The organism is Ancylobacter defluvii, from assembly GCF_018390605.1.
GTDB classification, from domain to species: Bacteria; Pseudomonadota; Alphaproteobacteria; order Rhizobiales; family Xanthobacteraceae; genus Ancylobacter; species Ancylobacter defluvii.
Window position 1 is genome coordinate 296,241 of the sequence record NZ_JAHBGD010000005.1, and the last position, 20,404, is coordinate 316,644.

23 protein-coding genes are annotated in these 20,404 nt (G+C 65.5%); 10 read left to right on the forward strand and 13 right to left on the reverse strand.

The genetic code is table 11. From position 1 onward, the window contains the following. The first annotated feature begins 163 nt into the window (after positions 1–163). From KHC24_RS04005 to KHC24_RS04025, 5 genes are all read left to right on the forward strand, one after another. On the forward strand, positions 164–937 hold the full coding sequence (locus KHC24_RS04005; protein ID WP_213361090.1) for an ABC transporter ATP-binding protein: 774 nt from the start codon (positions 164–166) through the stop codon (positions 935–937). A gap of 28 nt (positions 938–965) precedes the next feature. Next, on the forward strand, positions 966–1,748 hold the full coding sequence (locus KHC24_RS04010) for a transporter substrate-binding domain-containing protein (protein WP_213359552.1): 783 nt from the start codon (positions 966–968) through the stop codon (positions 1,746–1,748). 62 nt (positions 1,749–1,810) lie between these two features. Continuing rightward, entirely contained in the window at positions 1,811–2,539 is a 729-nt protein-coding gene (locus tag KHC24_RS04015) for an ABC transporter permease (protein ID WP_213359554.1), read from the forward strand. A gap of 131 nt (positions 2,540–2,670) precedes the next feature. Further along, positions 2,671–3,405 carry an ABC transporter permease gene (locus tag KHC24_RS04020; RefSeq protein ID WP_246546216.1) on the forward strand — a complete coding sequence of 245 codons (735 nt, stop codon included), beginning with the start codon at positions 2,671–2,673 and terminating at the stop codon, positions 3,403–3,405. Between the two features lie 18 nt (positions 3,406–3,423). Then, positions 3,424–4,593, forward strand: a complete 1,170-nt coding sequence (locus KHC24_RS04025; RefSeq protein ID WP_213359558.1) for a M20 aminoacylase family protein — start codon at positions 3,424–3,426, stop codon at positions 4,591–4,593. A gap of 99 nt (positions 4,594–4,692) precedes the next feature. On the opposite strand, the gene KHC24_RS04030 is transcribed toward KHC24_RS04025, so the two are convergent. Next, positions 4,693–4,947 carry a hypothetical protein gene (locus tag KHC24_RS04030; protein ID WP_213359559.1) on the reverse strand — a complete coding sequence of 85 codons (255 nt, stop codon included), beginning with the start codon at positions 4,945–4,947 and terminating at the stop codon, positions 4,693–4,695. Between the two features lie 285 nt (positions 4,948–5,232). Here KHC24_RS04030 and KHC24_RS04035 point away from each other — a divergent pair, with 285 nt between their 5' ends. Further along, on the forward strand, positions 5,233–5,898 hold the full coding sequence (locus KHC24_RS04035) for a YoaK family protein (protein WP_373878598.1): 666 nt from the start codon (positions 5,233–5,235) through the stop codon (positions 5,896–5,898). 96 nt (positions 5,899–5,994) lie between these two features. On the opposite strand, the gene KHC24_RS04040 is transcribed toward KHC24_RS04035, so the two are convergent. Together KHC24_RS04040 and KHC24_RS04045 are read right to left on the reverse strand one after the other, a co-directional pair. Further along, the gene (locus tag KHC24_RS04040; RefSeq protein WP_213359560.1) at positions 5,995–6,522 is read right to left on the reverse strand and encodes an NUDIX hydrolase; all 528 of its coding nucleotides are present in this window, start codon (positions 6,520–6,522) and stop codon (positions 5,995–5,997) included. A gap of 361 nt (positions 6,523–6,883) precedes the next feature. Then, positions 6,884–7,096: a hypothetical protein gene (locus KHC24_RS04045; RefSeq protein ID WP_213359561.1), complete on the reverse strand. Its 213-nt coding sequence runs from the start codon at positions 7,094–7,096 to the stop codon at positions 6,884–6,886. 903 nt (positions 7,097–7,999) lie between these two features. Between KHC24_RS04045 and KHC24_RS04050 the strand changes: the two genes are divergently transcribed. Next, positions 8,000–8,407, forward strand: a complete 408-nt coding sequence (locus tag KHC24_RS04050; RefSeq protein WP_246546113.1) for an RcnB family protein — start codon at positions 8,000–8,002, stop codon at positions 8,405–8,407. Positions 8,408–8,583: 176 nt separating this feature from the next. Here KHC24_RS04050 and KHC24_RS04055 read toward each other — a convergent pair whose 3' ends face one another. Further along, complete coding sequence (locus tag KHC24_RS04055) at positions 8,584–8,823, reverse strand: hypothetical protein (RefSeq protein WP_213359562.1); 240 nt, start codon at positions 8,821–8,823, stop codon at positions 8,584–8,586. A 310-nt stretch (positions 8,824–9,133) separates the two neighbouring features. Between KHC24_RS04055 and KHC24_RS04060 the strand changes: the two genes are divergently transcribed. Beyond that, the gene (locus KHC24_RS04060) at positions 9,134–9,880 is read left to right on the forward strand and encodes an LOG family protein (protein WP_373878599.1); all 747 of its coding nucleotides are present in this window, start codon (positions 9,134–9,136) and stop codon (positions 9,878–9,880) included. Here KHC24_RS04060 and KHC24_RS04065 read toward each other — a convergent pair. The 9 genes from KHC24_RS04065 to KHC24_RS04105 form a co-directional block, all read right to left on the reverse strand. After that, complete coding sequence (locus KHC24_RS04065) at positions 9,849–10,964, reverse strand: alpha/beta hydrolase (RefSeq protein ID WP_213359564.1); 1,116 nt, start codon at positions 10,962–10,964, stop codon at positions 9,849–9,851. The genes KHC24_RS04060 and KHC24_RS04065 overlap by 32 nt on opposite strands. 358 nt (positions 10,965–11,322) lie before the next feature. Then, positions 11,323–11,784 carry a DUF2147 domain-containing protein gene (locus KHC24_RS04070; RefSeq protein ID WP_213359567.1) on the reverse strand — a complete coding sequence of 154 codons (462 nt, stop codon included), beginning with the start codon at positions 11,782–11,784 and terminating at the stop codon, positions 11,323–11,325. Next, entirely contained in the window at positions 11,784–12,221 is a 438-nt protein-coding gene (locus KHC24_RS04075) for an EamA family transporter (RefSeq protein WP_213359571.1), read from the reverse strand. Before KHC24_RS04075 ends, KHC24_RS04070 begins: the two co-directional genes overlap by 1 nt. Then, positions 12,221–13,525, reverse strand: coding sequence for a GNAT family N-acetyltransferase (locus tag KHC24_RS04080; protein ID WP_213359573.1), 1,305 nt, complete (start codon positions 13,523–13,525; stop codon positions 12,221–12,223). Before KHC24_RS04080 ends, KHC24_RS04075 begins: the two co-directional genes overlap by 1 nt. Next, entirely contained in the window at positions 13,515–14,504 is a 990-nt protein-coding gene (locus tag KHC24_RS04085) for an alpha/beta hydrolase (RefSeq protein ID WP_271180649.1), read from the reverse strand. The genes KHC24_RS04080 and KHC24_RS04085 overlap by 11 nt, the downstream gene beginning before the upstream one ends. Before the next feature lie 9 nt (positions 14,505–14,513). Next, complete coding sequence (locus KHC24_RS04090) at positions 14,514–14,882, reverse strand: EamA family transporter (protein ID WP_213359574.1); 369 nt, start codon at positions 14,880–14,882, stop codon at positions 14,514–14,516. Further along, positions 14,879–15,802 (reverse strand): arginase family protein, encoded by a 924-nt coding sequence (locus KHC24_RS04095; RefSeq protein ID WP_213359575.1) that lies wholly within the window; start codon positions 15,800–15,802, stop codon positions 14,879–14,881. Before KHC24_RS04095 ends, KHC24_RS04090 begins: the two co-directional genes overlap by 4 nt. A 5-nt stretch (positions 15,803–15,807) precedes the next feature. Further along, a complete protein-coding gene (locus KHC24_RS04100; RefSeq protein ID WP_213359576.1) occupies positions 15,808–17,223 on the reverse strand; it encodes an aspartate aminotransferase family protein in 1,416 nt (471 codons plus the stop codon). Further along, a complete protein-coding gene (locus KHC24_RS04105) occupies positions 17,216–17,929 on the reverse strand; it encodes an MtnX-like HAD-IB family phosphatase (RefSeq protein WP_213359578.1) in 714 nt (237 codons plus the stop codon). The genes KHC24_RS04100 and KHC24_RS04105 overlap by 8 nt, the downstream gene beginning before the upstream one ends. 480 nt (positions 17,930–18,409) lie before the next feature. On the opposite strand from KHC24_RS04105, the gene KHC24_RS04110 reads away from it, so the two are divergent. Both KHC24_RS04110 and KHC24_RS04115 read left to right on the forward strand, forming a co-directional pair. After that, positions 18,410–19,084, forward strand: a complete 675-nt coding sequence (locus KHC24_RS04110) for a response regulator (RefSeq protein ID WP_213359580.1) — start codon at positions 18,410–18,412, stop codon at positions 19,082–19,084. 2 nt (positions 19,085–19,086) lie between these two features. After that, positions 19,087–20,220, forward strand: coding sequence for a sensor histidine kinase (locus KHC24_RS04115; RefSeq protein WP_246546219.1), 1,134 nt, complete (start codon positions 19,087–19,089; stop codon positions 20,218–20,220). Positions 20,221–20,404: the final 184 nt, after the last annotated feature.

The window sequence follows — 20,404 nt, forward strand, 5'->3', positions numbered from 1 at the left end:
CCGTTGTTATACGCTTGAGCAACTGTCGCATAAAGTGCAACCATGGGCGAGAGGGAAGAAGGCGACGGGCGAGCCTCGCCGCCGGAATGCGACGTTCCGACAAGCAGGGAAGGCGTGGCATGGGCCGGACTTCTGTATGCCGGGCATCGAAGGCGCCGCTCCGATGACGGAACGGGCCGAGGCGATCGCCGTCACGAACCTGCACAAGCGCTTCGGTGCGCTTGAAGTCCTCAAGGGAATCTCACTCACGGCCTATGAGGGCGATGTCATCGCCATCATCGGCGGCTCCGGCTCGGGCAAGTCCACCTTCCTGCGCTGCATCAACATGCTGGAAGTGCCGAGCGAGGGATCGGTGGCGATCCGGGGCGAGCCGATCGCGATGAAGCAGGACGGGCTTGGCGGCCTCGCCCCCTCGGACCGCCGGCAGGTGCAGCGCCTGCGCTCCCGGCTCGGCATGGTCTTCCAGAGTTTCAACCTGTGGCAGCACATGACGATCATCCAGAACGTCATCGAGGCGCCGGTGCATGTGCTCGGCGTGTCGAAAGCCGAGGCCGTGGCGCGAGGGGAGGCGCTGCTGCGGCGCGTCGGACTGTTCGAGAAGCGCGACGCCTACCCTGCCTTTCTCTCGGGCGGCCAGCAGCAGCGGGCGGCGATCGCCCGCGCGCTCGCCATCCAGCCGCACGCCATGCTGTTCGACGAGCCCACTTCGGCGCTGGACCCGGAACTCGTCGGCGAAGTGCTGGGAGTGATCGGCGATCTCGCGAAGGAGAAGCGCACCATGCTCCTCGTCACGCATGAGATGAAGTTCGCCCGCAACGTCGCCAACCACATCGTGTTCCTCGCCCATGGCGTGATCGAGGAACAAGGGCCGCCGGAACAGATCTTCGGCGCTCCGAAATCGGAGCGGCTGAAGAAGTTCATCCATTCCAGCCACTGAAAAAACTGAAAATCCAGAGGGGCTACTCATGAAGAATGCACTGAAAGCCATCGCACTTGCCGCCGCCATCGGCCTTGCCGGCCTCGCCTCCGCCGCGGCCGAGCCGCTCAAGGTCGGCTTCGCCGCCGAGCCTTACCCGCCCTTCGCCTCGCCCGACGCCGCCGGAAAGTGGGAAGGCTGGGAGGTGGAGTTCATGCAGGCGATCTGCGCGCAGGCCAAGCTCGACTGCGTTATCACCCCGGTCGCCTGGGACGGCATCATCCCGGCGCTGACCAGCAAGAAGATCGACATGATCGTCGGCTCGATGTCGATCACCCCGGAACGCCTGAAGACGATCGACTTCTCCGACAAGTATTACAACACCCCGACCGGAGTGATCGGTCCGAAGAGCGAAAAATTCGACGCGACGCCGGCAGGGCTGAAGGGCAAGACCATCGGCGTGCAGGTCGCCACCATCCACCAGGACTATGCCAACAAGTATTTCGGCAGTGCCGGGGCGACGGTGAAAGAGTACCAGACCCAGGACGAGGCCAATAACGACCTCGCCGCCGGCCGCCTCGACGCCGTGCAGGCCGATGCCATCGCGCTCGACGCCTTCCTGAAGTCCGACCAGGGCAAGCAGTGCTGCGAATTGAAGGGCAACGTCAAGGACGATCCCGAGGTGCTGGGCGCCGGCGTCGGCGTCGGCCTGCGCAAGGGCGACACCGAGCTGAAGGACAAGGTCAACGCGGCTATCAAGGCGATCCGCGCCAACGGCACCTACGACACCTTCTCGAAGAAGTATTTCGACTTCGACATCTACGGCGGCTGATCGCACGCGAGCCGGGCCGGCGCCGCGCGCCGGCCTCCTTTCCTCGAGGGCGAGGCGGAGCCATGGCGGCCGATCCTGCATCCATGATCGACTGGGGCTTGCTGGCGCTCGACCCGCCAGGCTGGGGCGGGGTACTGCTGGCCGGCCTGATGAGCTCGATCAAGATCGCCATCGGCGGCTATTCGCTCGGGCTGGTCCTCGGTACCGGCGGCGCCTTCGGCAAGCTCTATGGCGGGCCGGTGACGAAGGACCTGCTGGAGATCTACACGACCGTGGTGCGCGCCGTGCCGGAGCTGGTGCTCATCCTGCTGCTCTATTACGCCGGCACCGACCTGCTGAACCGCCTCGCCGCAAGCCTGGGCTATGGCACGGTCGACATTAGCGGGCTGGCGGCGGGCATCTTCGTCATCGGCGTCGTCCAGGGCGCCTACGCCACCGAGGTGATGCGCGGCGCCATCCTCGCCGTGCCGCCCGGGCAGATCGAGGCCGCCCGCGCCTTCGGCATGTCGCCGCTGCTGGCGCTCCGGCGGGTCACGTTGCCGGCCATGCTGCCGCACGCCTTGCCGGGCCTATCCAACCTCTGGCTGATCACCACCAAGGACACCGCGCTGCTGGCGGTGGTCGGCTTCAGCGAGCTGACTCTGGTCACCCGGCAAGCGGCGGGCAGCACCAAGGCCTATATGCTGTTCTTCTGCGCCGCCGGGGTGCTCTATCTCGCGCTGACGCTGGTCTCCAACCTCGTCATCCGCCTCATCGAGGCCCGCGCCCGGCGCGGCTGGGCCGCGCGATGAGCGCCGGGGAAAAGGCGGCTGAGCCGGATTCGCTGGTCGAACTGCCGCCCGAGGAGAGCACGGTCGAGGCCACCGCACTCACCCGGCTGCCGAGCGGCCGGGGGTTCCTCAAGCCGCACCGTGTGGTGCTGATGGCGATCGCCGCGTCCATCGTGTTCTGCGCGGTCTGGTTCCTGCGGTGGGACTGGCTGCCGGATTATGCCGGCCGGCTCGCCCATGGCGTCGGCGTCACGCTGCTGATGCTGTTCGGCACCTGCCTGCTCGGCTTCGTGCTCGCGGTGCCCATCGGGCTGGTGCAGGTCACCGGCCCGTGGCCGCTGAAGCTGCTCGCCAAGGGCTTCTGCACCATCATCCGCGGCACGCCGCTGCTGCTTCAGCTCTGGCTGCTCTATTACGGGCTGGGCTCGCTGTTCCCGCAATTTCCCGCCATCCGGCAGTCCTTCCTCTGGCCGGTGCTGCGCGAGGCGTGGCCCTATGGCGTCGCCGCGCTGACGATGTCCTTCGCCGCCTATGAGGGCGAGGTGATGCGCGGCGCCTTCGCCGGCGTGCCGAAGGGCGAGCTGGAGGCCGCCCGCGCCTATGGCATGAGCCGGTGGAAGGTGTTCCGGCGCATCTGGCTGCCGCGCGCCGTGCACCGGGCGCTTCCCACCCTCAATGGCGAGACGGTGCTGCAGCTGAAATCGACGCCGCTCGTCGCCACCATCACCGTGATCGACGTCTATGCCGTGGTTTCGAAAATCCGCCAGGTGACCTATCTCACCTATGAGCCGCTGCTGCTGCTGGCGCTGATCTATCTGTGCCTCACCGCGCTGCTGGTGCTGGCCTTCCGCTATTTCGAGAACAAGATTCCAACCCGGAGTGCCTGAGATGCAGGAATGCCCAAAATGAACGTCCGCGCCCTGCTCACCAATGCCGTCCCGGAATTGGTCGCCCTGCGCCGGGACCTGCATGCCCATCCCGAGCTCGGGCTGGAGGAGGTGCGCACCTCGGACATCATCGCCCGCGAACTGTCCGCCCTCGGCTACACGGTCGCGCGCGGCCTCGCCAAGACCGGGCTGGTCGCCACCTTGTCCAACGGCACCGGCCGCCGGTCGGTCGGCATCCGCGCCGATATCGACGCGCTGCCGATCTTTGAGGAGACCGGGCTTCCCTATGCCAGCACGACGCCGGGCCTGATGCATGCCTGCGGCCATGACGGCCACACCACCATGCTGCTTGGCGCCGCCCGCGCCATCGCCGAACGGCGCAATTTCGACGGCACCGTCCACCTCATCTTCCAGCCGGCCGAGGAGAATTTCGGCGGCGCCCGCATCATGGTGGAGGAGGGGTTGTTCGACCGTTTCCCCTGCGATGCCGTCTTCGCGCTCCACAACGACCCGGACCTGCCCTTCGGCCGGTTCGCCTTCCGGGACGGGCCGATCATGGCGGCGGTGGACGAGTGCCGCATCACCGTCCAGGGCCTTGGCGGCCACGGCGCCGAGCCGCAGTCGACGGCGGACCCCATCGTCGCCGGCGCCTCCATCGTCATGGCGCTGCAGACCATCGTCTCGCGCAACATCCATCCGCTCGACCCGACGGTCATCACCGTCGGCGCCTTTCATGCCGGATCGGCCAGCAACGTCATCCCCGAGCGCGCCGAACTGGTCGTCGGCATCCGCTCCTTCGATCCGGCGGTGCGCGACGAGCTGGAGCGGCGCATCCGGCTGGTCGCCGAGCGGCAGGCCGAGAGCTACGGCATGAGCGCAAGCGTGGACTATCTGCGCAGCTACGACGCCACCATCAACCACACGGCGGAGACCGATTTCCTGCGGGACCTTGCGGTTCGCTTCGCCGGTGCCGAACAGGTGACGGAGATGCCCCGCCCCAGCATGGGCAGCGAGGATTTCGCCTATATGCTGAAGGAGCGGCCGGGCAGCTATTTCTTCCTCGGCGGGCGCACCTCCGAAAGGGACCGCCCGCTCCACCATCCCGGCTATAATTTCAACGACGACCTGCTGCCGGTCGGCGCCGCCTTCTGGACGGAGCTCGTCGAAGCCTATCTTCCGCAAGCGTGAGCATGCCGCATGCGAAGCCGCCTGCTTCGGCTTCGGCTGTGGCCATCACCAGCAGCGGCGGCCTGAGAAAGACCGGAGCCGATGCGGAGGAGGGGCGCTTCAGTTGCGCCGCTCGGCGGCCTTTTTGGCAAACAGGAAACCGCCCAGGCCGCCCATGAGGCCGCCATTTACGTAAATGACCAGCAGCGGCGCGAAATCATCGAACATGCCGAACTTCACGGCAGCAGCAGAGGCGAGCACCACCAGGGCGCCGATGAGCAGGGCCGCAGGAACAAGGCTCCTGACTGTGTAGGCTATCAAGGCGGAAATACACAGGATGACGAAGCCGGAGATTAAGGCGAACGGGTCGATCATTCAGCGATCCTAGGGAAGGGAGACAGCAGCGTGCGGCTAATTATGGAAATGAATAGCCATAAAACTGCAGGCTCGCCATATCTGTTCGATCAAGGATCGTTGCGCGGACACTTCCAGCAGGAGAGGGGGGGCGAACGCTGTCCGGGAGGCGCCGCCGGCTCGGGCAGAGGCGGGGCCATGCCGCGCGCTGAAGCGGTTCACGAAGTCGGGCGATCCGACGACGGATCGCTCGTACATTGCGTCAGAACGGCTTCCGCGTTGTGCGGCGCGTGATAGGCTCGGGCCATGGATATGCGACGGACACCTCTCCTGTTGAGCCTGAACGGCGGCTACGTCGATACGGTTGGCTTCCTTTCCCTGCATGGGCTGTTCACCACGCATGTGACCGGCAACTTCGTCACCTTCGGCGCCTCACTCGCTCACGGCACGTCGGGAGCGGTGGCCAAATTGCTGGCATTGCCGGTGTTCTGTGGTGTGGTCGTGCTGACGCAGCTTCTGGGAGGCCTGCTTCAGAAACGGTCGCTACCGGCTTTTCGCATATTGCTGTGCTCGAAAGCCGCGCTGTTGATCATTGCCGCGGCCCTCGCGATCCATTTCGGTCCCTTCGCAGATGGCGACGCCTGGCAAGCCGTGATGACGGGCATGGTGCTGGTGGGGGCGATGGCGATGCAGAATGCTACCCACCGCCTCTATCTCGCCAGCGCTCCGCCGACCACGGTGATGACCATGACGACGACCCAGATCATGCTGGACGTGGCTTCCCTCATCCAACATGTGCCGGCCGACGCTCGGCGGGAGGCCATAGCGCGGATAAGGCGGATGGTTCCCTCGGTCGGCGCCTTCGCGTTTGGATGCCTCGCCGCGGCGGGGCTCTATATCGGCGTGGGTATGTGGGCGTTCGTGCTGCCGCCGCTGCTGGCTATCGTTCCGGTGTGGGTGAAGGCTCAGTAGGCGGCTTCCGAACGTCTCCGCTCGTTCGACGCCCGAACGCTGCCGAGACGGCCCGAAAAGCGTCGAGCAATGGAGCTTCAGCGTGTTTTTCGCCGGCTATGGGTACAGCGAAGGCTCTTTCCGAGACCGGCCGGGCGTCTTGGAGGACGACCGGTGAGCCGATTTGATCCACGTTGAGGACATCGCGAAATCGGTGATCAGCGTGGCCAGATCAGTTTCGTCGACCAGCAGCGCCGCGCTGGCAGGCGACATCCAGCGCTGCTCCCTTTCGTGGCGCTCGGGCCATTCGTCGAGCTGCCGGGAGACGGCGAGCGGAAAGACCACGACTTTCACCAGCGCAAAATGGTCTTGAAGCCGTTTCCAGTAGCGGTAGTCACCAATGGATTTGCGGCCGATGGCGCCGATCAGGCCGGCCTCTTGCCGGGCCTCAATTTCCGCGGCTTTCCAGTCTCGGTGCTTCTTCATCGGCCAGCCCTTCGGGATGACCGCGCGATGTGTATCGCGGGAGCTTACAAGCATTACTTCGAGCCGCCCCTCCGGTGTGACCCGAAAGGGAAGCGCCGCTACTTGTTCAAGTGGTCGACCTCTGGCGACCTTCAGCTTGATCAGCTTCGTCTTGTTCACGAATCAAAATATAGAGCTTCATAGCCAAATTGCGAGGCTATTTCAAAGGCGCTCGGAGCGCTTAAATGCGGCAATCTTGCTTTGGCTGCTCAGGGCGCACTTGTCCTTGCCGCCATCGATGCTTCGTCTCGCGCTCCCGATGCCCATCCTGCAGGGCTCGGGGCTAGCCTCACCTGCAGCGGCCATTTGGCACTGTCCGCAACAGCCGACGGTGGAGCAGGCATTGTTGGCGCCCGCTGATTCTCCCGGAGCCTTCGGGCGCTTGCGGGAGGAGAGCGGCATTCCCCGGGTCAATGAGGAGCCGCTCCGCGACAAGGCCAGGGCTTCACTTGGTGGCCCTTACGTGCTCGCGTCCGCCGGTTCATCCCGTTGCCGGAAAGTCGAGCCTTTCAAATCTCTGGGCGCCGGGTTCCTGATGGCAAACGCAGTGATACTGGCGCGCGATGTCATCGATCAGACGGGCGCGTGTGACGCGGGATCCGGTAATGGTGCGCTCGATCCACGCATCCGGCACGCTGAGGATCATCCCCGCTTCCAGACGACACAGGATTTTTCTGAGTTCTTCGCCGTTCAAGCGGGCCTCCATTGTCTCGCACCGGGCGGGGTGCTGGAGGATTGCTATAAGGGGCAGCTGGCCGCCGGTTCAAGCCGTTGATGGGTTGAACGGCGGCTCGGCGGGCCCATCCGCTCGGCCCTGCGTGCACGAGAGCGCGACGTCAGCCGATCTGTTCGATGATGATGGCGCGGATTTGCTCGCGCGTCAGGCCGCACGGCTCGGGTTTCCAGTCGGGGCTGGAACGGATGACGGTGGGCGCAGGGTTGGACTGGGAGGAAAGGGCGGGTCGACGAGAATTCTGAGTATGCATAAGTCCCTTGTGCCGGTCCGACGTTTGGTCGGCGGCTGACGCTGGTGCGTCGATTTGAGTGAAGCAGCCCTGCGTCTTTCAACGGGGCGTGGCCGCAACTACGACATATACCATCTAGCGCTTCAATGCGTTCTCAATGTGACGCTGCGGAGTGTTTGAGAACAGTGAGCGCGCACGATCGAGAAGCGGTGTGTCGCTCGTCGTGGTGAACAGGCGGTGCGCCGGGCAGGTGTCCCAGGTGCTGCTACAGGTTTGGGGAAGCGGTCCGCCCAAATATCCAATGATCTTCAGGAAATGCCGGCGCCACTCCGGATCGAAGCTGCATCATTCTCCCGTGCGGACATGGAAGCCTGGGGCGGGGGCGGAGTGCTGGTGGTCGGATGCAACTTGAATGAGATGTAACTCCAGCCCATCGCCCCGGACAAACAAGGCGCCGCTCCCAGGAAGGCGGACGAAGATTCGAGACGATGGGCATTGCTGCGAATTGAATGTTCCTCAACGTAAGTCATTACAAATAATTTAGATTGTCATTCAGTTTCCATTCACATTCAGAAGGTCATTTTCAGTGTCGATTATTGCGAATTTTATCGCATGAAAACGGAGTGAATATCATGAAGCGTCTCGTCATACTTGCGTCTATCCTCTCGATGCTGGGGACATCCATGGCGTTTGCTCAAGGCTCGCCGTATCAGCCGCGCCCGCAGGCGCAGCAGGCGCAGCAGGCGCAGCAGGCGCAGCAGGCGCACCAGCATAAGCCGAATTCCCAGCAGGGCAGGCCGCCGCAGAGCCGGTCGCAGCCTGGCAAGCCGCACAGTCAGGCCCGGCCGGCTTCCCACCACTCGCAGTGGTCCAAGGGCAAGCGGCTTCCCCCGAGCTACCGGCATGATGTGGTGCGGGACTATGGACGTCATCGCCTCGCCCCGCCGCCGCGCGGCTACAACTGGGTGCGGGTGAACAATGAGTATCTGTTGATCGGCATCGCAAGCGGCATCATCTCGTCCATAGCGCGGAGCTACTGAGCCATCCCGCGGGCGGAAGGGGCTGAAACGTCCCTTCCGTGCCCGGCGTGGGATGCCACGTTGCACGGAGAGGCCGCTGCCGCCCGCGAGCTACGCTTGCGGACGGCGTTTCCGCCCTTCCCGGACGCCGCGTTCCGTTTCCCGGCCCTCTTCTCGCCCTGCCGGATGGAGCGCGTTCAATGCCGAGGCTGCCGCTCGCGGTAGGCCGGCAGCACCCGCAGCGCGAATTCCACCAGATGCTCCTCGTCCTTTTCGCCGAGGCCGACGGCCTCGATCAGAGCCGAGGCCAGGCGGGTGCGGGTATCCGGGCTATCGGATTCCGTCTCCAAGGTTGCGGCGATCTCCTGCGCCTTTGTCATGCATCGGTCGAGCAGCTGGATGGTGTCGGGATCGAAGCGGATAAAATGCGACGGCATATCTGGAACCTCTGGTGGCCATTTGCGGCTCGCGCGCTGATGTAGGTGGGGGCGGTCGGAGGGCAAGGGCGGTTCACGCCGGAGCCGCGTCGATCCCGATCACGAAGCCGGCAGGATCGACTCTGCAGCGCCGGAGCGGGTGTCGTCGCGCTTCATGCGCCCCGGGCGGCCGGGAGGGCCGAGCCGATCAAATCCGACGTCATGCCGGCATTTGACGGCTGCATCCGCCGCCATTTCCCTCTACCAAGCCGATGGACGATGATCGGGCTTGCCGGCGCCGCTTGGCCGGCGCGAAGAGAGAGAACACGACGTGAGTGACGACAGGACGGCGCTGCCGAGCTACCGGCTTCCGGCCCTTGATCAGGATTTCCTCCTCGGCGATTCGATGCGGGGCGTACGTTTCCTGCTCGAATATGCCAAGGCTGAGGAGGAACTGCGGCGCTGGCGCATACGCTCCACCGTGGTGGTGTTCGGCTCGGCGCGCGTGCGCGAGGATGGGCCGGGGCGCCAGCCCTTCTTCTACCAGCAGGCGCGCCGCTTCGGGCGGATCGCCTCCGAGCGCGGCGGGGCGCTCGGCCTCGGCGATGGCGGGGTGCGGGACAATGTGATTGCCACCGGCGGTGGCCCGGGGCTGATGGAGGCCGCCAATCGCGGCGCCTTCGAGGTCGCGGCGCCGAGCATCGGCTTCAACATCAGCCTGCCGCACGAGCAGGGCCCGAACCTCTACACCACGCCGCAGCTCACCTTCCGGTTCCATTATTTCGCGATGCGCAAGATGCACCTTGCCATGCGGGCAAACGCGCTGGTGGTGTTCCCCGGCGGCTTCGGCACGCTCGACGAATTGTTCGAAATCCTCAACCTGCGGGCGACCGACAAGGCGCAGCCGGTGTGCATCGTGCTGTTCGATGAAGCCTATTGGCGCTCGGTGATCAATTTCCGCGCGCTGGTCGACCACGGCATGATCGACGAAAGCGAGTGCGGGTTGTTCCAGTTCGCCGATACCGCCGAGGATGTCTGGGCGAAGCTCATCGCCGGCGGGCTGGCGGTCCGGGCCTGAAACTGCCGGCGCGGGCGTCGATCCAGGCGGCGATCTCCGGCCAGGTCTCCGCATGCGCCCGTCGCCCGGCGAGGATGGCGAGGTGCTGGAGTCCGACGCCGACCTCCGGCGGATGCTCGACGATGCGGGTATCGTTGGTCGCCATGCCGGCGAGGAACGGTTCGATCGCGGCGCGGGGGCCGATCTCGTCCGACGGGTTGACCATGGCGAGCACCGGCATGCGGAGATCCTGCGGGCCGAGCCGGCGTCCTTCAAGCTCGATGCGGCCACGGCGGAAGCGGTCCTCCCGGTAAAGCCATCGAACGATTTCGTGCACCAGCCGGCCGGGGAGGGGCACCTCGTCCAGCGCCCAACGCTCGACACGAATGTGGAGGTCCAGCGCCGCCGGATCGGCGAAGCTGAGCGCGGCATCCATCCAGCGCGACCAGACGAAGGTCGCCGGCGCGAGCAGGGCGCAGCACTGCGACAGCTGCGAGCCGGGGATGGTGCTGTCCTCCGGCGTCTCGATCTTCTGCTCGACGACGACATCGCGAAACGCGCTGGAGCCGGGCTCGAAGCTGAGCGGGGCGCCGAGCAGCACCAAGCCGCGTGTGGCGCTTGGCTGAAGGGCGCAGCCGATGGCGGCGAGCGTGCCGCCGAGTGAATGCCCCATGACGATGGGAGCTTCGCCGGAGCGCCCGGCAGCGATGGTGCGGCAGGCGGAGAGCAATGCCTGCACGTAATCGGCAATGCCGGCGGGGCTGTCGTTGCCCTTCGGGGGGAGCCATTCGAGCAGATGCACCGCGAAGGCGTGGTCGAGGCAAAAGCGCACGACGCTGACATCCGGAGTCAGGTCCCAGACATAGGGGCGCTTGATCGGTGCCGGCACGAACAGTAGCGGCGGGGCGTCTCTGCTGCCGTGATAGCGCCGGAGCCGCCAGTGCGGCCCGGTAGCGATCACCTCATAGGGGCATTCGTGGGATCCGAAGCCGAACAGATCCAGCGCGCGCGCCTGGACGCTGCGCAACTCGTCCATCGCCTCAAGCTGTGCGGCCCGCGCCCAGGCGAAGGGATCGGGCGAGGATTGTGGGACAAGGTGCTCCATGACGTTCTACCCTTTTTGAAGCTTCCCTGAACGTTGAACTGCTGGGAAGCGCGGGAAGCCCGGCACTCCGCACCTTCGACGCCGGAGTGCTCACGGCGGCCTGGGCATGGTGGCGCGGGTAGCCCTGCGAAATACGCCCCAGCCCTGCGCGGGCAGATGGTCGCGCATCGGGGGAGGTGGGTCGGCATTGGCTGTGCAGGGCATGGCGGCGCCTTCCGGCCGCGTCACGGCGGCGCTGATGGCCGATCACTTTCTGCGATCGTAGCGCGCGACTGTGGCAACACTGAAGTCATCGGCGGTCACGCCGATCCGCCATGGCGACCGTTGCTGATGCGGGAACTGCGCCCTGCGGCGGCCGTCAGCTGCAGCGGCCGATACTCGCCGGCGCGCGTGTCCATTCCATCGTCTCGCCAAGGGCTTCGAGGCCGACAAAGCCGATGATCGCCAGCCGCCCGTTCTTCCTGGGCTCGGCTGACAGACGGTAGCGGCTGCCGGTCTCCGGATCGTAGATCCATCCGCCCTCGTAGCGGTTGCCCTTGGGCTGCAGGTCGCCGAGCACGCGCAGGCCGCAGATCGTCTGGTTGCGCGCCGAGGTGTTGGGATTGCGCGCGTCGCGCAGCGGCTGGCCGTTCATCGTCGGCGTCTTCAGCCACACGATGCGTCCGCAGACCGCACCGCCGCACGGCGCAATCTCAACCGCGCCTTGCCCGTCATCGGTCAGCCACACGCCGCTAATGTCTTCCGGTGCGGCCTTGGCGGTGGCGACGGCGGCGACAAGCGACAGGGCCGCCAGGGCGGGCAGGATCAGAGATCGGCGCATCACTTCGCTCCCGTGGAAGACGCCGCTGTTTCCGGCGCGGCTGGATCGACTTGATCAGCCTGTTGTTCGGCCTGGGGCCCGATCAGCCAGACCCCCGCGAGAATCAGTGCGATTCCCGCCGCCGGCACAAGCCCCACCCCTTCGTCAAAGATCAGCCAGCTCGCCAGCGGCACGGTAACATAGCTCAGCGTCGTCAGCGGGAAGGCCCTGCCGAGCGAACAGTATTTCAGGATAAGGATCCACGAGGCATAGGTGGCGAAATACAGCAGCGCCGCCACCCAGCTTGCCGGCGACTGCGCCACCGCCTGCAGGAAGGCCGGGCTGATGGGCATGTCGCCGATGGCGCGCGACGTCGCCTCGAAGGCGATCTGCGTGCCGGTATCGACCAGCAGATACACCCCGACCAGCACGGGGAAACGGAGCGAGGCGGCAATCATCACACGCGCCCGCGACGCTGATGCGCGACGAGATCCGGATCCCAGCGCGGAAAGCCAAGCCACGGCACGGCGAGGCGCACCAGCATGTTCAGGACGGGATTCAGATGCTTCACCATGATCGTCGAGGGGCGCAGGCCGCTGCCATAGCGCAGCTTGGAGGCATAGGCGGTCTGTCCCGTCTGCAGGAAGCGCCGGCCGAGGCGCTGGCAAAGCTTCACGTTTTCCGCCCAGCTCACCGCATAGAGGTCATGGTCGCGGGCAAGCGGATAGGACATGCCGAGGAACTTGTCGATCACCCGGTCCGGTTCGACCAGCAGCAGGTTGAAGGCCGCCAGCCGGCCGTCGATCCGATAGAAGGCGAACAGCGTGCGCTCCGGCTGGGCGGCGGCGATGCGCTCGAAATAACCGTCCGGGAGATCCTCGAAATCGCCGTAGCGCACATGGCTCTGCGCACGGGTCGCGTCATAGAGGGCGCGAACCTCGTCCTCCAGCCCGGCGATGGAATTGCGCCATTCGACCGTCACCCGGTCGGCGCGCTTCAGCTTGCGCCGCAGGTCCTTGCGTGTCGCCGGGGAAAGCCGCGCCAGCCAGCCGTCGACCCCGGAGGTGCCGGCAAGGTCCAGCACCGCGTGCGGCAGGCTTTCCAGCGGCACATAGCCGGCCGCGGCGAGGGCGGGGCCGATCCGCTGCATTTCCTGCGGATCGATATCCTTGACGGCGATCAGGCCGGCCTTCTGTCGCCGGGCCTCGGCCTCGACACCACGCAGCAATTCCGCCAGCACGGCGTCGCGCTCCTGCTTGCCGAGCGAAGGCAGCAGTGCGATCGGGCAGTTCTCGGCAAAAGGCGAGCCGATGGCCAGCAGCCGCCATTCCTGGCCGCGCAGCAGCGCGCGGGCGGCGGAGCGGGCCAGGCGGCCGAGGCGGCCGGACAGTGAATTGCCGGGCGGCGCCTCGCTCTCGTCCTGGAACGGCGTGTCGAGCGGATAGCCGACGGTGAACAATGGCAAGCCGCCGAGAAAGCCGCGGGAATCGGCGGCGCTCGCCGCCGACAGGCGGAAGGTCGCGGGCGTCCCGGTTTCGCAGGCGACGAGATAGTCCCAACCCTCGGCATCGTCCGGGCGGCACAACATCCAGTCCTGTCGGGAAAGAGCGGAAACACCGGCATGGATGTGGACCCGCCGCCCGGCGCCCGCACCTGTCTCCTTCGAGGCCGCCGTCATGCCGGTATCGTTGGGATCCGTCGCTCGCCGGGAGGCACGCCCCTCGCTGGTCGGCAAGCCGAGCGACAATGGCTCATGAGCCATGGCCCGCTCCGACGGAGGCCAACGCGGCCGATCCAAGGCCGGGAACAAGATCGGCGGGCTCCAGTGCGCCCGGTACCGCACCCGCCTCCGCCACCGCACTGGCGGCTGCCAGCTTGGCGGCGGTGGCCGGCCTCGCCCAGCCGGTCGGCTCGGTCCGCTCGGCCTCGACGTCGCGAGCGATGCGGCCGACGAATTCCACCACCCTCTCGCCCACGAGGTGACGCTGCCTATCCACGGTGACGAGGTGGTAGCTGTCCTCCAGCACCATGGTATCGACGACGCCGCCGAGGCGGCGTTGCAGCGTGATCGCATTGTCGAGGCTGGCGATGTCGTCGTGCCTGGCGTGCACGACCAGCGTGCGCTGGCGGATGAGCGGCAGCATCGGCTTGATCTTCGCCGTGAGCCGCCACAATTCGCGCAGCGCTATGGCCGGAGTGGCGAGCAGGCCGGCTTCGGCGCTGCTGCCATGGCGCATCGAATAGGCGACCATCGCCCGGGTGCGCTCATCCTTCAGTCCGTAGGGCTCGCGTTCCTCGAAGCGGTAGCGCCGGCCGAAAGGCGTGTTGATGAACAGCCGCAGCAGGAAGCTGTATTTCGGGATCGACCAGCCATCATAGGTCAGCGTCGGCGCCAGCATCACGAGGCCGCGCACGCGCTGCGGCTGGCGCGCCGCCACCAGCGCCGCCAGCACCGCGCCCATGGAGAGCCCGCCGACGAGAATGGTCGAGCATCGCTTCTCAAGCTCGTGAAGGGCGTCGACGGCACTGTCGTACCAGTCCTCGAAGCCGGTGCCGGTCAGGTCGTCCTCGGTGCCGCAATGGCCGGCCAGCTGGCAACACATGACGGTGTAGCCGGCTGCCGCGAGCCGGCGTGCAATGTCCCGCATTTCCACCGGAGTGCCGCCAAGCCCGTGGATGAGCAGCACGCCGACCGGACCGCGCTCGTAAAGAATGGAATGATCGGCCACGGCCTTCACCACGTGCCTTCCTCACAACTCGCTGGCGACGAGAACGATACCCGCCATGATGAGCAGCGCCCCCGCCCAGTGGTTCCGGCCCAGTCTCTCGCCGAGAAACAGGTGGCTGGCAGCCAGGACCCCGAGAATGTTCAGGCTGGCGAGCGGAAAGGCTATCGAAAGCGGCACCAGTGCCAGGATACGAATCCAGATAACGAATTCAGCAACATATATGCCGATTCCGGCCAGCAGCCAGGGTGTCGCCACCAGCGAGCGAAGGAAGGCGCCCCACCGGCCCCCCTCCGGTGCGGGAATCTTGTCCGCCCCTAGCTTGAAGGCGATCTGGCCGATGACATCGCAGGCGACGGAAGCCGCGAACAGCGCGACGAGCTCCACGGTCATTGCAGCACCGCCTCCATAGCCGAGAGGATGCGCAGATTGGTCGCCTCGTTGACAGCGGTGCCTGCGTCGGGCGGTACGGGCCGCTGGTCGCGATCGAGGCGGGCGAGCAGCGAGCGGACCGTTCCAAGCGAGCCCTCGGGCGAGTAGTCGCCACACACATCCATGCCGATGACGGGGCGCCGGGCGGCGATGATGTCGATCGCTTCCAGCACCGCGTCGAGCCGCAGCTGGCCCTGGTCCCAATTGGTCACCGCCTCGGCGGAGGTGAGCACATCCTTGTCGAGGCTGACCCAGACCGGCGCTTCGGGCAGCCGATCGGCAATGCCGGCGACGCGACCGCCCCAGTCGTCCTCCGCCAGTCCCCGCCAGCGCAGGCCATCGCGGGCGAGGCCGCAGGTGCCGCGCGCGCCGGCATTCTCAAAGGACGGGCCGGCATAGAAGGTGGCGCCGTCGAACCACGGGTGCAGTTCGAGGCGTCCGGAGCGCAGTGCGCCGACCGCCCCGCCCCGGAGCTGCGGCGCCTCGATGTCGGCGCTGGCCGGACCGAGCGTGACGACTCGCAGCACCTCGGGCCGTTCCAGTGCCCGCGCCACCCAGGATCCGCAGTTCAGATTCAAGGGGAAGCGGATCCAGTCCGGGTGATTGTCGAAATGGATGATGCTCACCGGCTGTTTCAGCCGCTTCACCAGCAGCAGCGACAGATGGTGGAAATCGCCCGAGCCGATGAAGTGGATGTCGCCGTCCACCGGCGAGCCGAGGCGCGCGTCGAGGGCGGCGAGCGCTTCCTCCGAGGCGAGCAGCCGCAGACGCGGGGCAAGGTCGCGGGCGGCAATGACATCGCCGCCCGATTGCGCGCATGCCGCAACCAAGCCGGGCTGGGCCGCAAGCGACCCGTCCGTATCGAGGAGGCGTATGCGCATCGGGTTCACCGGGGTGTAACCCGCTCGAAGAGCTGATCGAGCAGGGCGAGGCCGAGATCGATTTCCTCATAGGAAATCGTGAGCGCCGGCGCCACCGTGATCACGTTCTTATGGTAACCGCCGATATCGAGCACCAGCCCATAGCGCTCGCCGCCATGGACAAGGTCGCCCTTCAGCGCCTCGTCGACCATGAGGTCGACCAGCTTCTTCGACGGCGTGTAGCTGTCATGCGGCTCGCAGATCTCGATGCGCAAAGCCAGGCCGAGGCCGTCGACGTCGCCGACGATCTTGTGCTTTTCCTTGAGTGCCTTCAGGCCGTCGAGGAAATAGGCGCCCTTGGCCGGGACGGTGGTCTCGTAATCGTCCTCGCGCATCATCCGCATGGCTTCGAGCGCCACCGCGGTGCCCAGCGGATTGGCGTTGAAGGTGGAGTGGGTCGAGCCGGCCGGGAACACGGTCGGGTTGATCAGCTCCTCGCGCGCCCAGATGCCGGAGAGCGGGTTGAGGCCGTTGGTCAGCGCCTTGCCGAACACCAGCACGTCGGGCGTGACGCCGAAATGCTCGATCGACCACAATTTGCCGGTGCGGTAGAAACCCATCTGGATCTCGTCCACCACCAAGAGGATGCCGTGCTTGTCCAGCACGCGCTTCAGCTCGGGGAAGAAGTTCGGCGGCGGGATGACATAGCCGCCAGTGCCCTGGATCGGCTCGACATAGAAGGCGGCATATTCCGCCTGGCCGACCTTGGGGTCCCACACGCCATTATATTCGCTCTCGAACAGGCGCTCGAACTTCTTCACGCACAGCTCGCCATACTCCTCCTTCGACATGCCGCGCGGGCCGCGGAAGTGATAGGGGAACTCGATGAACTGGGCGCGCTCGCCGAAATGGCCGTAGCGGCGGCGGTAGCGGTAGGACGAGGTGATGGCCGAGGCGCCGAGGGTGCGGCCGTGATAGCCGCCCTCGAAGGCGAACATCAGGCTCTTCCCGTTCGACGCGTTGCGCACGATCTTGAGCGAATCCTCGACCGCCTGCGCGCCGCCGACGTTGAAATGCACACGGCCCTTCTGACCGAAGCGCTGCTGTGCGCCGATGCCGATCTCGGCGGCGAGCTCGATCTTCTCCTTGTGGAGATACTGGCTGGCGACCTGCGGCAGCCGGTCGATCTGCCGCTTCAGCGCTTCATTCAAACGCGGATTGGCGTAGCCGAAGTTGACGGCCGAATACCACATCTGAAGATCGAGAAATTGCTGGCCTTCATCGTCGTAAATGAACGAGCCTTCGCATCGCTCGAAGATCTTCGGCACTTCCGTATAGTGCACCGTGTCTCCATAGGAGCAATATTCGGCTTCAAGCGCGTAGAGGCGCTCGCGTTCGCTCTCGCTCGACGTCGGGGGGGAGGTCAGGTTACGGTCAAGCATTGAGATCCTCGAACGAAGTTCCGGTGGATACCGGCAGGGTGGGGCTCATCTCCGAGATGAGTGCGGGCAGGAAGGCGAGAACGTCGGCGAAGCCGGAAACCGCCAGATGCGGCAAAGATTCTTCTGCGCAGAAGGCGGCAAGACTTCCCTTGGCGAAAACGAAGTCGGCGCGTCGAGCAAGGCAAAAATCGGACCGGCCGTCGCCGATGAGCACCAGAGGCTGCTTGGCGTCGGTGGCGGCGCATTTGCAGGTGCCGCTGCCGCAGCCTTCGGCGCCATTGCTGAAGCGCGCCGCCCAGCGATCCTTGCCGACCGGCAGCATCTGGTTGCAGGTAACCGGCAGATCGAGGCCGGCGGCGGCCAGCAATGGAAGGATCGAGACGTCGAATCCGTCGGAAACGACAGAGACGTCGGCCCCGTGCTGGCGCGCGGCGGCAACGAAGCGGGTCACGTCGGGATCCAGCGTGATGGCGGCGAGGGCGCGACGGACATCGTCCTCGCTGGCGCGGATCAGTGCGACCTGCGCCGCCAGGCAGGCGCGCGACGAAATCTCCCCCGCCTGCCAGCGGTCCTCGATGGCCCGCCATTCCGGCTCGGCAAAACTTTCCAGCAGGAAGTCGGTGGTATCGACGGGGCAGATGGTTCCGTCGAAATCCAGCGCGAAGTGCAGGCGCGAATTCACGTGCATGAGGCTACCGATGGTCATGTATATGTTCTGGCGAGTCTTGTGCCCGCTTTGGGAGCGATTTTCTTTCACATAGCTAGCAAAATTTCTTTTCAATTTCGCCTGCTTCTAAGGACGAAGACGTGAGGAGCCTCCCTCACTGTCACCCGCCTGCCACGGTGCTCGTGATATCGTTGAACGCGCAGCGTCAACTTATGCGGGCATGCGGTTGCCGCATGGCCGGCCTGCTTGTGGTGCGGGGTTCGAACACCGCATGCGGCAGTACCTGCGCGGTGCGCCATAACGGAAATAGGGCAGGGGCCACGGGTGACGCCGAGCGCGGTGCACGCACGCATGGAGCTGAGCTTGGCCGGCATCGCCGTCGGGCCGTTGCCCTAGCCGGCGGCCGGCAGAGCCTCCCCCAACAGGTGCCGACCCAGCTGCGTACTCTCCGGGATATCGCGCACCGACGTTCGAACGTAAGGTTGTGTGCGATGTCCGCGGCTATTGGGCTCGAAACCGATGCGCCTGTTGCTCGTGGAAGACGAACGTGAACTTGCTGACCTGCTCGTGGCCGCATTGAAACCGGCCGGCTTTGTGGTCGATCATGTGACGACCATCGCCGACGCCGAGGCAGCCCTGGCCGCTGGCCGCTACGACATCGCAGTGCTCGATCTGCGGTTGCCGGACGGTGACGGTCTCGATCTGCTCAAACGGCACCGGGCGAATGGCCTTTCCATCCCGGTCCTCATCCTTACCGCGCGCGACAATCCCTGCGACCGGGTGCGCGGGCTTGAGGAGGGCGGCGACGATTATGTCGTGAAGCCGTTTCACTTCGACGAGGTGGTGGCGCGGCTGCGTGCGCTGCTGCGTCGGCCGAACCAGGCGCTCAGCGTGCATCTCGTGATCGGCAACGTCGATTTCAACACTGCGGATTTGAAGGTCATGGTGGCGACAGCTCCGCTTCAGCTGTCGCGGCGGGAACTCGGCTTGCTCGAGCTGTTCATGCGGCGGGCCGGGCGCGTGCTCAGCAAGGAGGTGATCGAACATGCCGTCTACAGCTTCGACGACGACATCGATTCCAACGCGTTAGAGGTGCTGATGCACCGGCTCCGTCGCAAGCTGACCGACGCCGGCGCCAGCACGCGGATCCATACGCTGCGTGGAATTGGCTACCTGATGGACGATCTGCCGTGAGCATGCGGCACCCCTGGTCGCTGAAACGGCAACTCGCATTGCGTCTGACCGTCGTTCTCGTCCTCGGCATTATCGGATCGTCGGCCGCGATCCTCATCGTCGTCTTGTCCGTGCTGGCATCCGTCGAGGAAGGCAGCCTTGGCGAACCGGCGCACGGCGTCATCCTCGACCTGATCGGATTCAGCTTGCTGGCCGTGATGCCAGTGCTTGCATTGACGCTGCTGGTGACGATGTGGACGCTCAATCGCGGCTTCCACAACCTCGATCGCGTCGCCGTCGAGGCGCGGACCATCGTGCCGGGCTGCCCTGCGATGCGACTATCGGCGCAGGGGCACCCGGACGAAATCCTGCCGCTGGTGGAAGCTATGAACGATGCGATCGCCCGGTTCGAGCGGGTGCATGAGGCAGAACGGCGTTTCACCGCCGATGCCGCACACGAATTGCGGACCTCTATCGCCGTGCTGGCGGCGCGTATCGATACGCTGACTTCGGGCGCCGGGCGCGATGCTCTCGGTCGCGACGCTGCGCGTCTTGGCCGGCTTGTTTCGCAGATGCTTCGGGTTGCACGGCTCGACGCTGCCCCGCCGTGCATGAACGCGGTGGTGGACCTCGTTGTCACGGTCAGGGAGACGGTGGCGGCGCTGGCGCCTCTTGCCATCCGGAACGGTCGGCTGATCGAAATGCGCGCCCCCAATCGGCCGGTCGAAGTGAGCGGCAATGTGGAGGTACTTGGGCTTGCCGTGGCCAACCTGATTGAAAATGCCCTGATGCACACACCCGATCGCTCGCCCATCGCTATCGAGGTCACGGAAGAACCGGAGATCCGCGTCATGGATCGCGGAGCGGATATCGCGCCGGCTGACCGGGCCCGAATCTTCCAGCGGTTCCAGCGTGGTTCAGCATCGACGACTTCCGGCGCCGGGCTGGGACTCGCGATTGTTGCGGAGATCGCGGCGCTTCATGGTGCCGTTGCAGCGGTTGTGCCTCGTGAAGGCGGAGGCAACGTGTTCGTGATCAGCTGGAAGGGAGCGGCGGGAGCCGGTGGCGTGTCGCAGCATGTCGATACCGACATTTCTGGTGTCGGCCCGCCTATCGGTGGCACCGGCGCGAGCGGAGTGTCGATCGCCCCTCGTTAGGGTAATCGGATGTTGCCAGAAAGTTCGTTGATATTTTCATGATAAAAAAATTCAAATTTCATATCAATTTTTAACGGATTGTAAGCTTGACGTAAGGTTGCCGCCTCAGATTGCACCTGGGGCAGGTGTTGAGGGGAACTCAACAAACACTCGTAACGTCAGTCCCAGACAGGACGCGAATTTT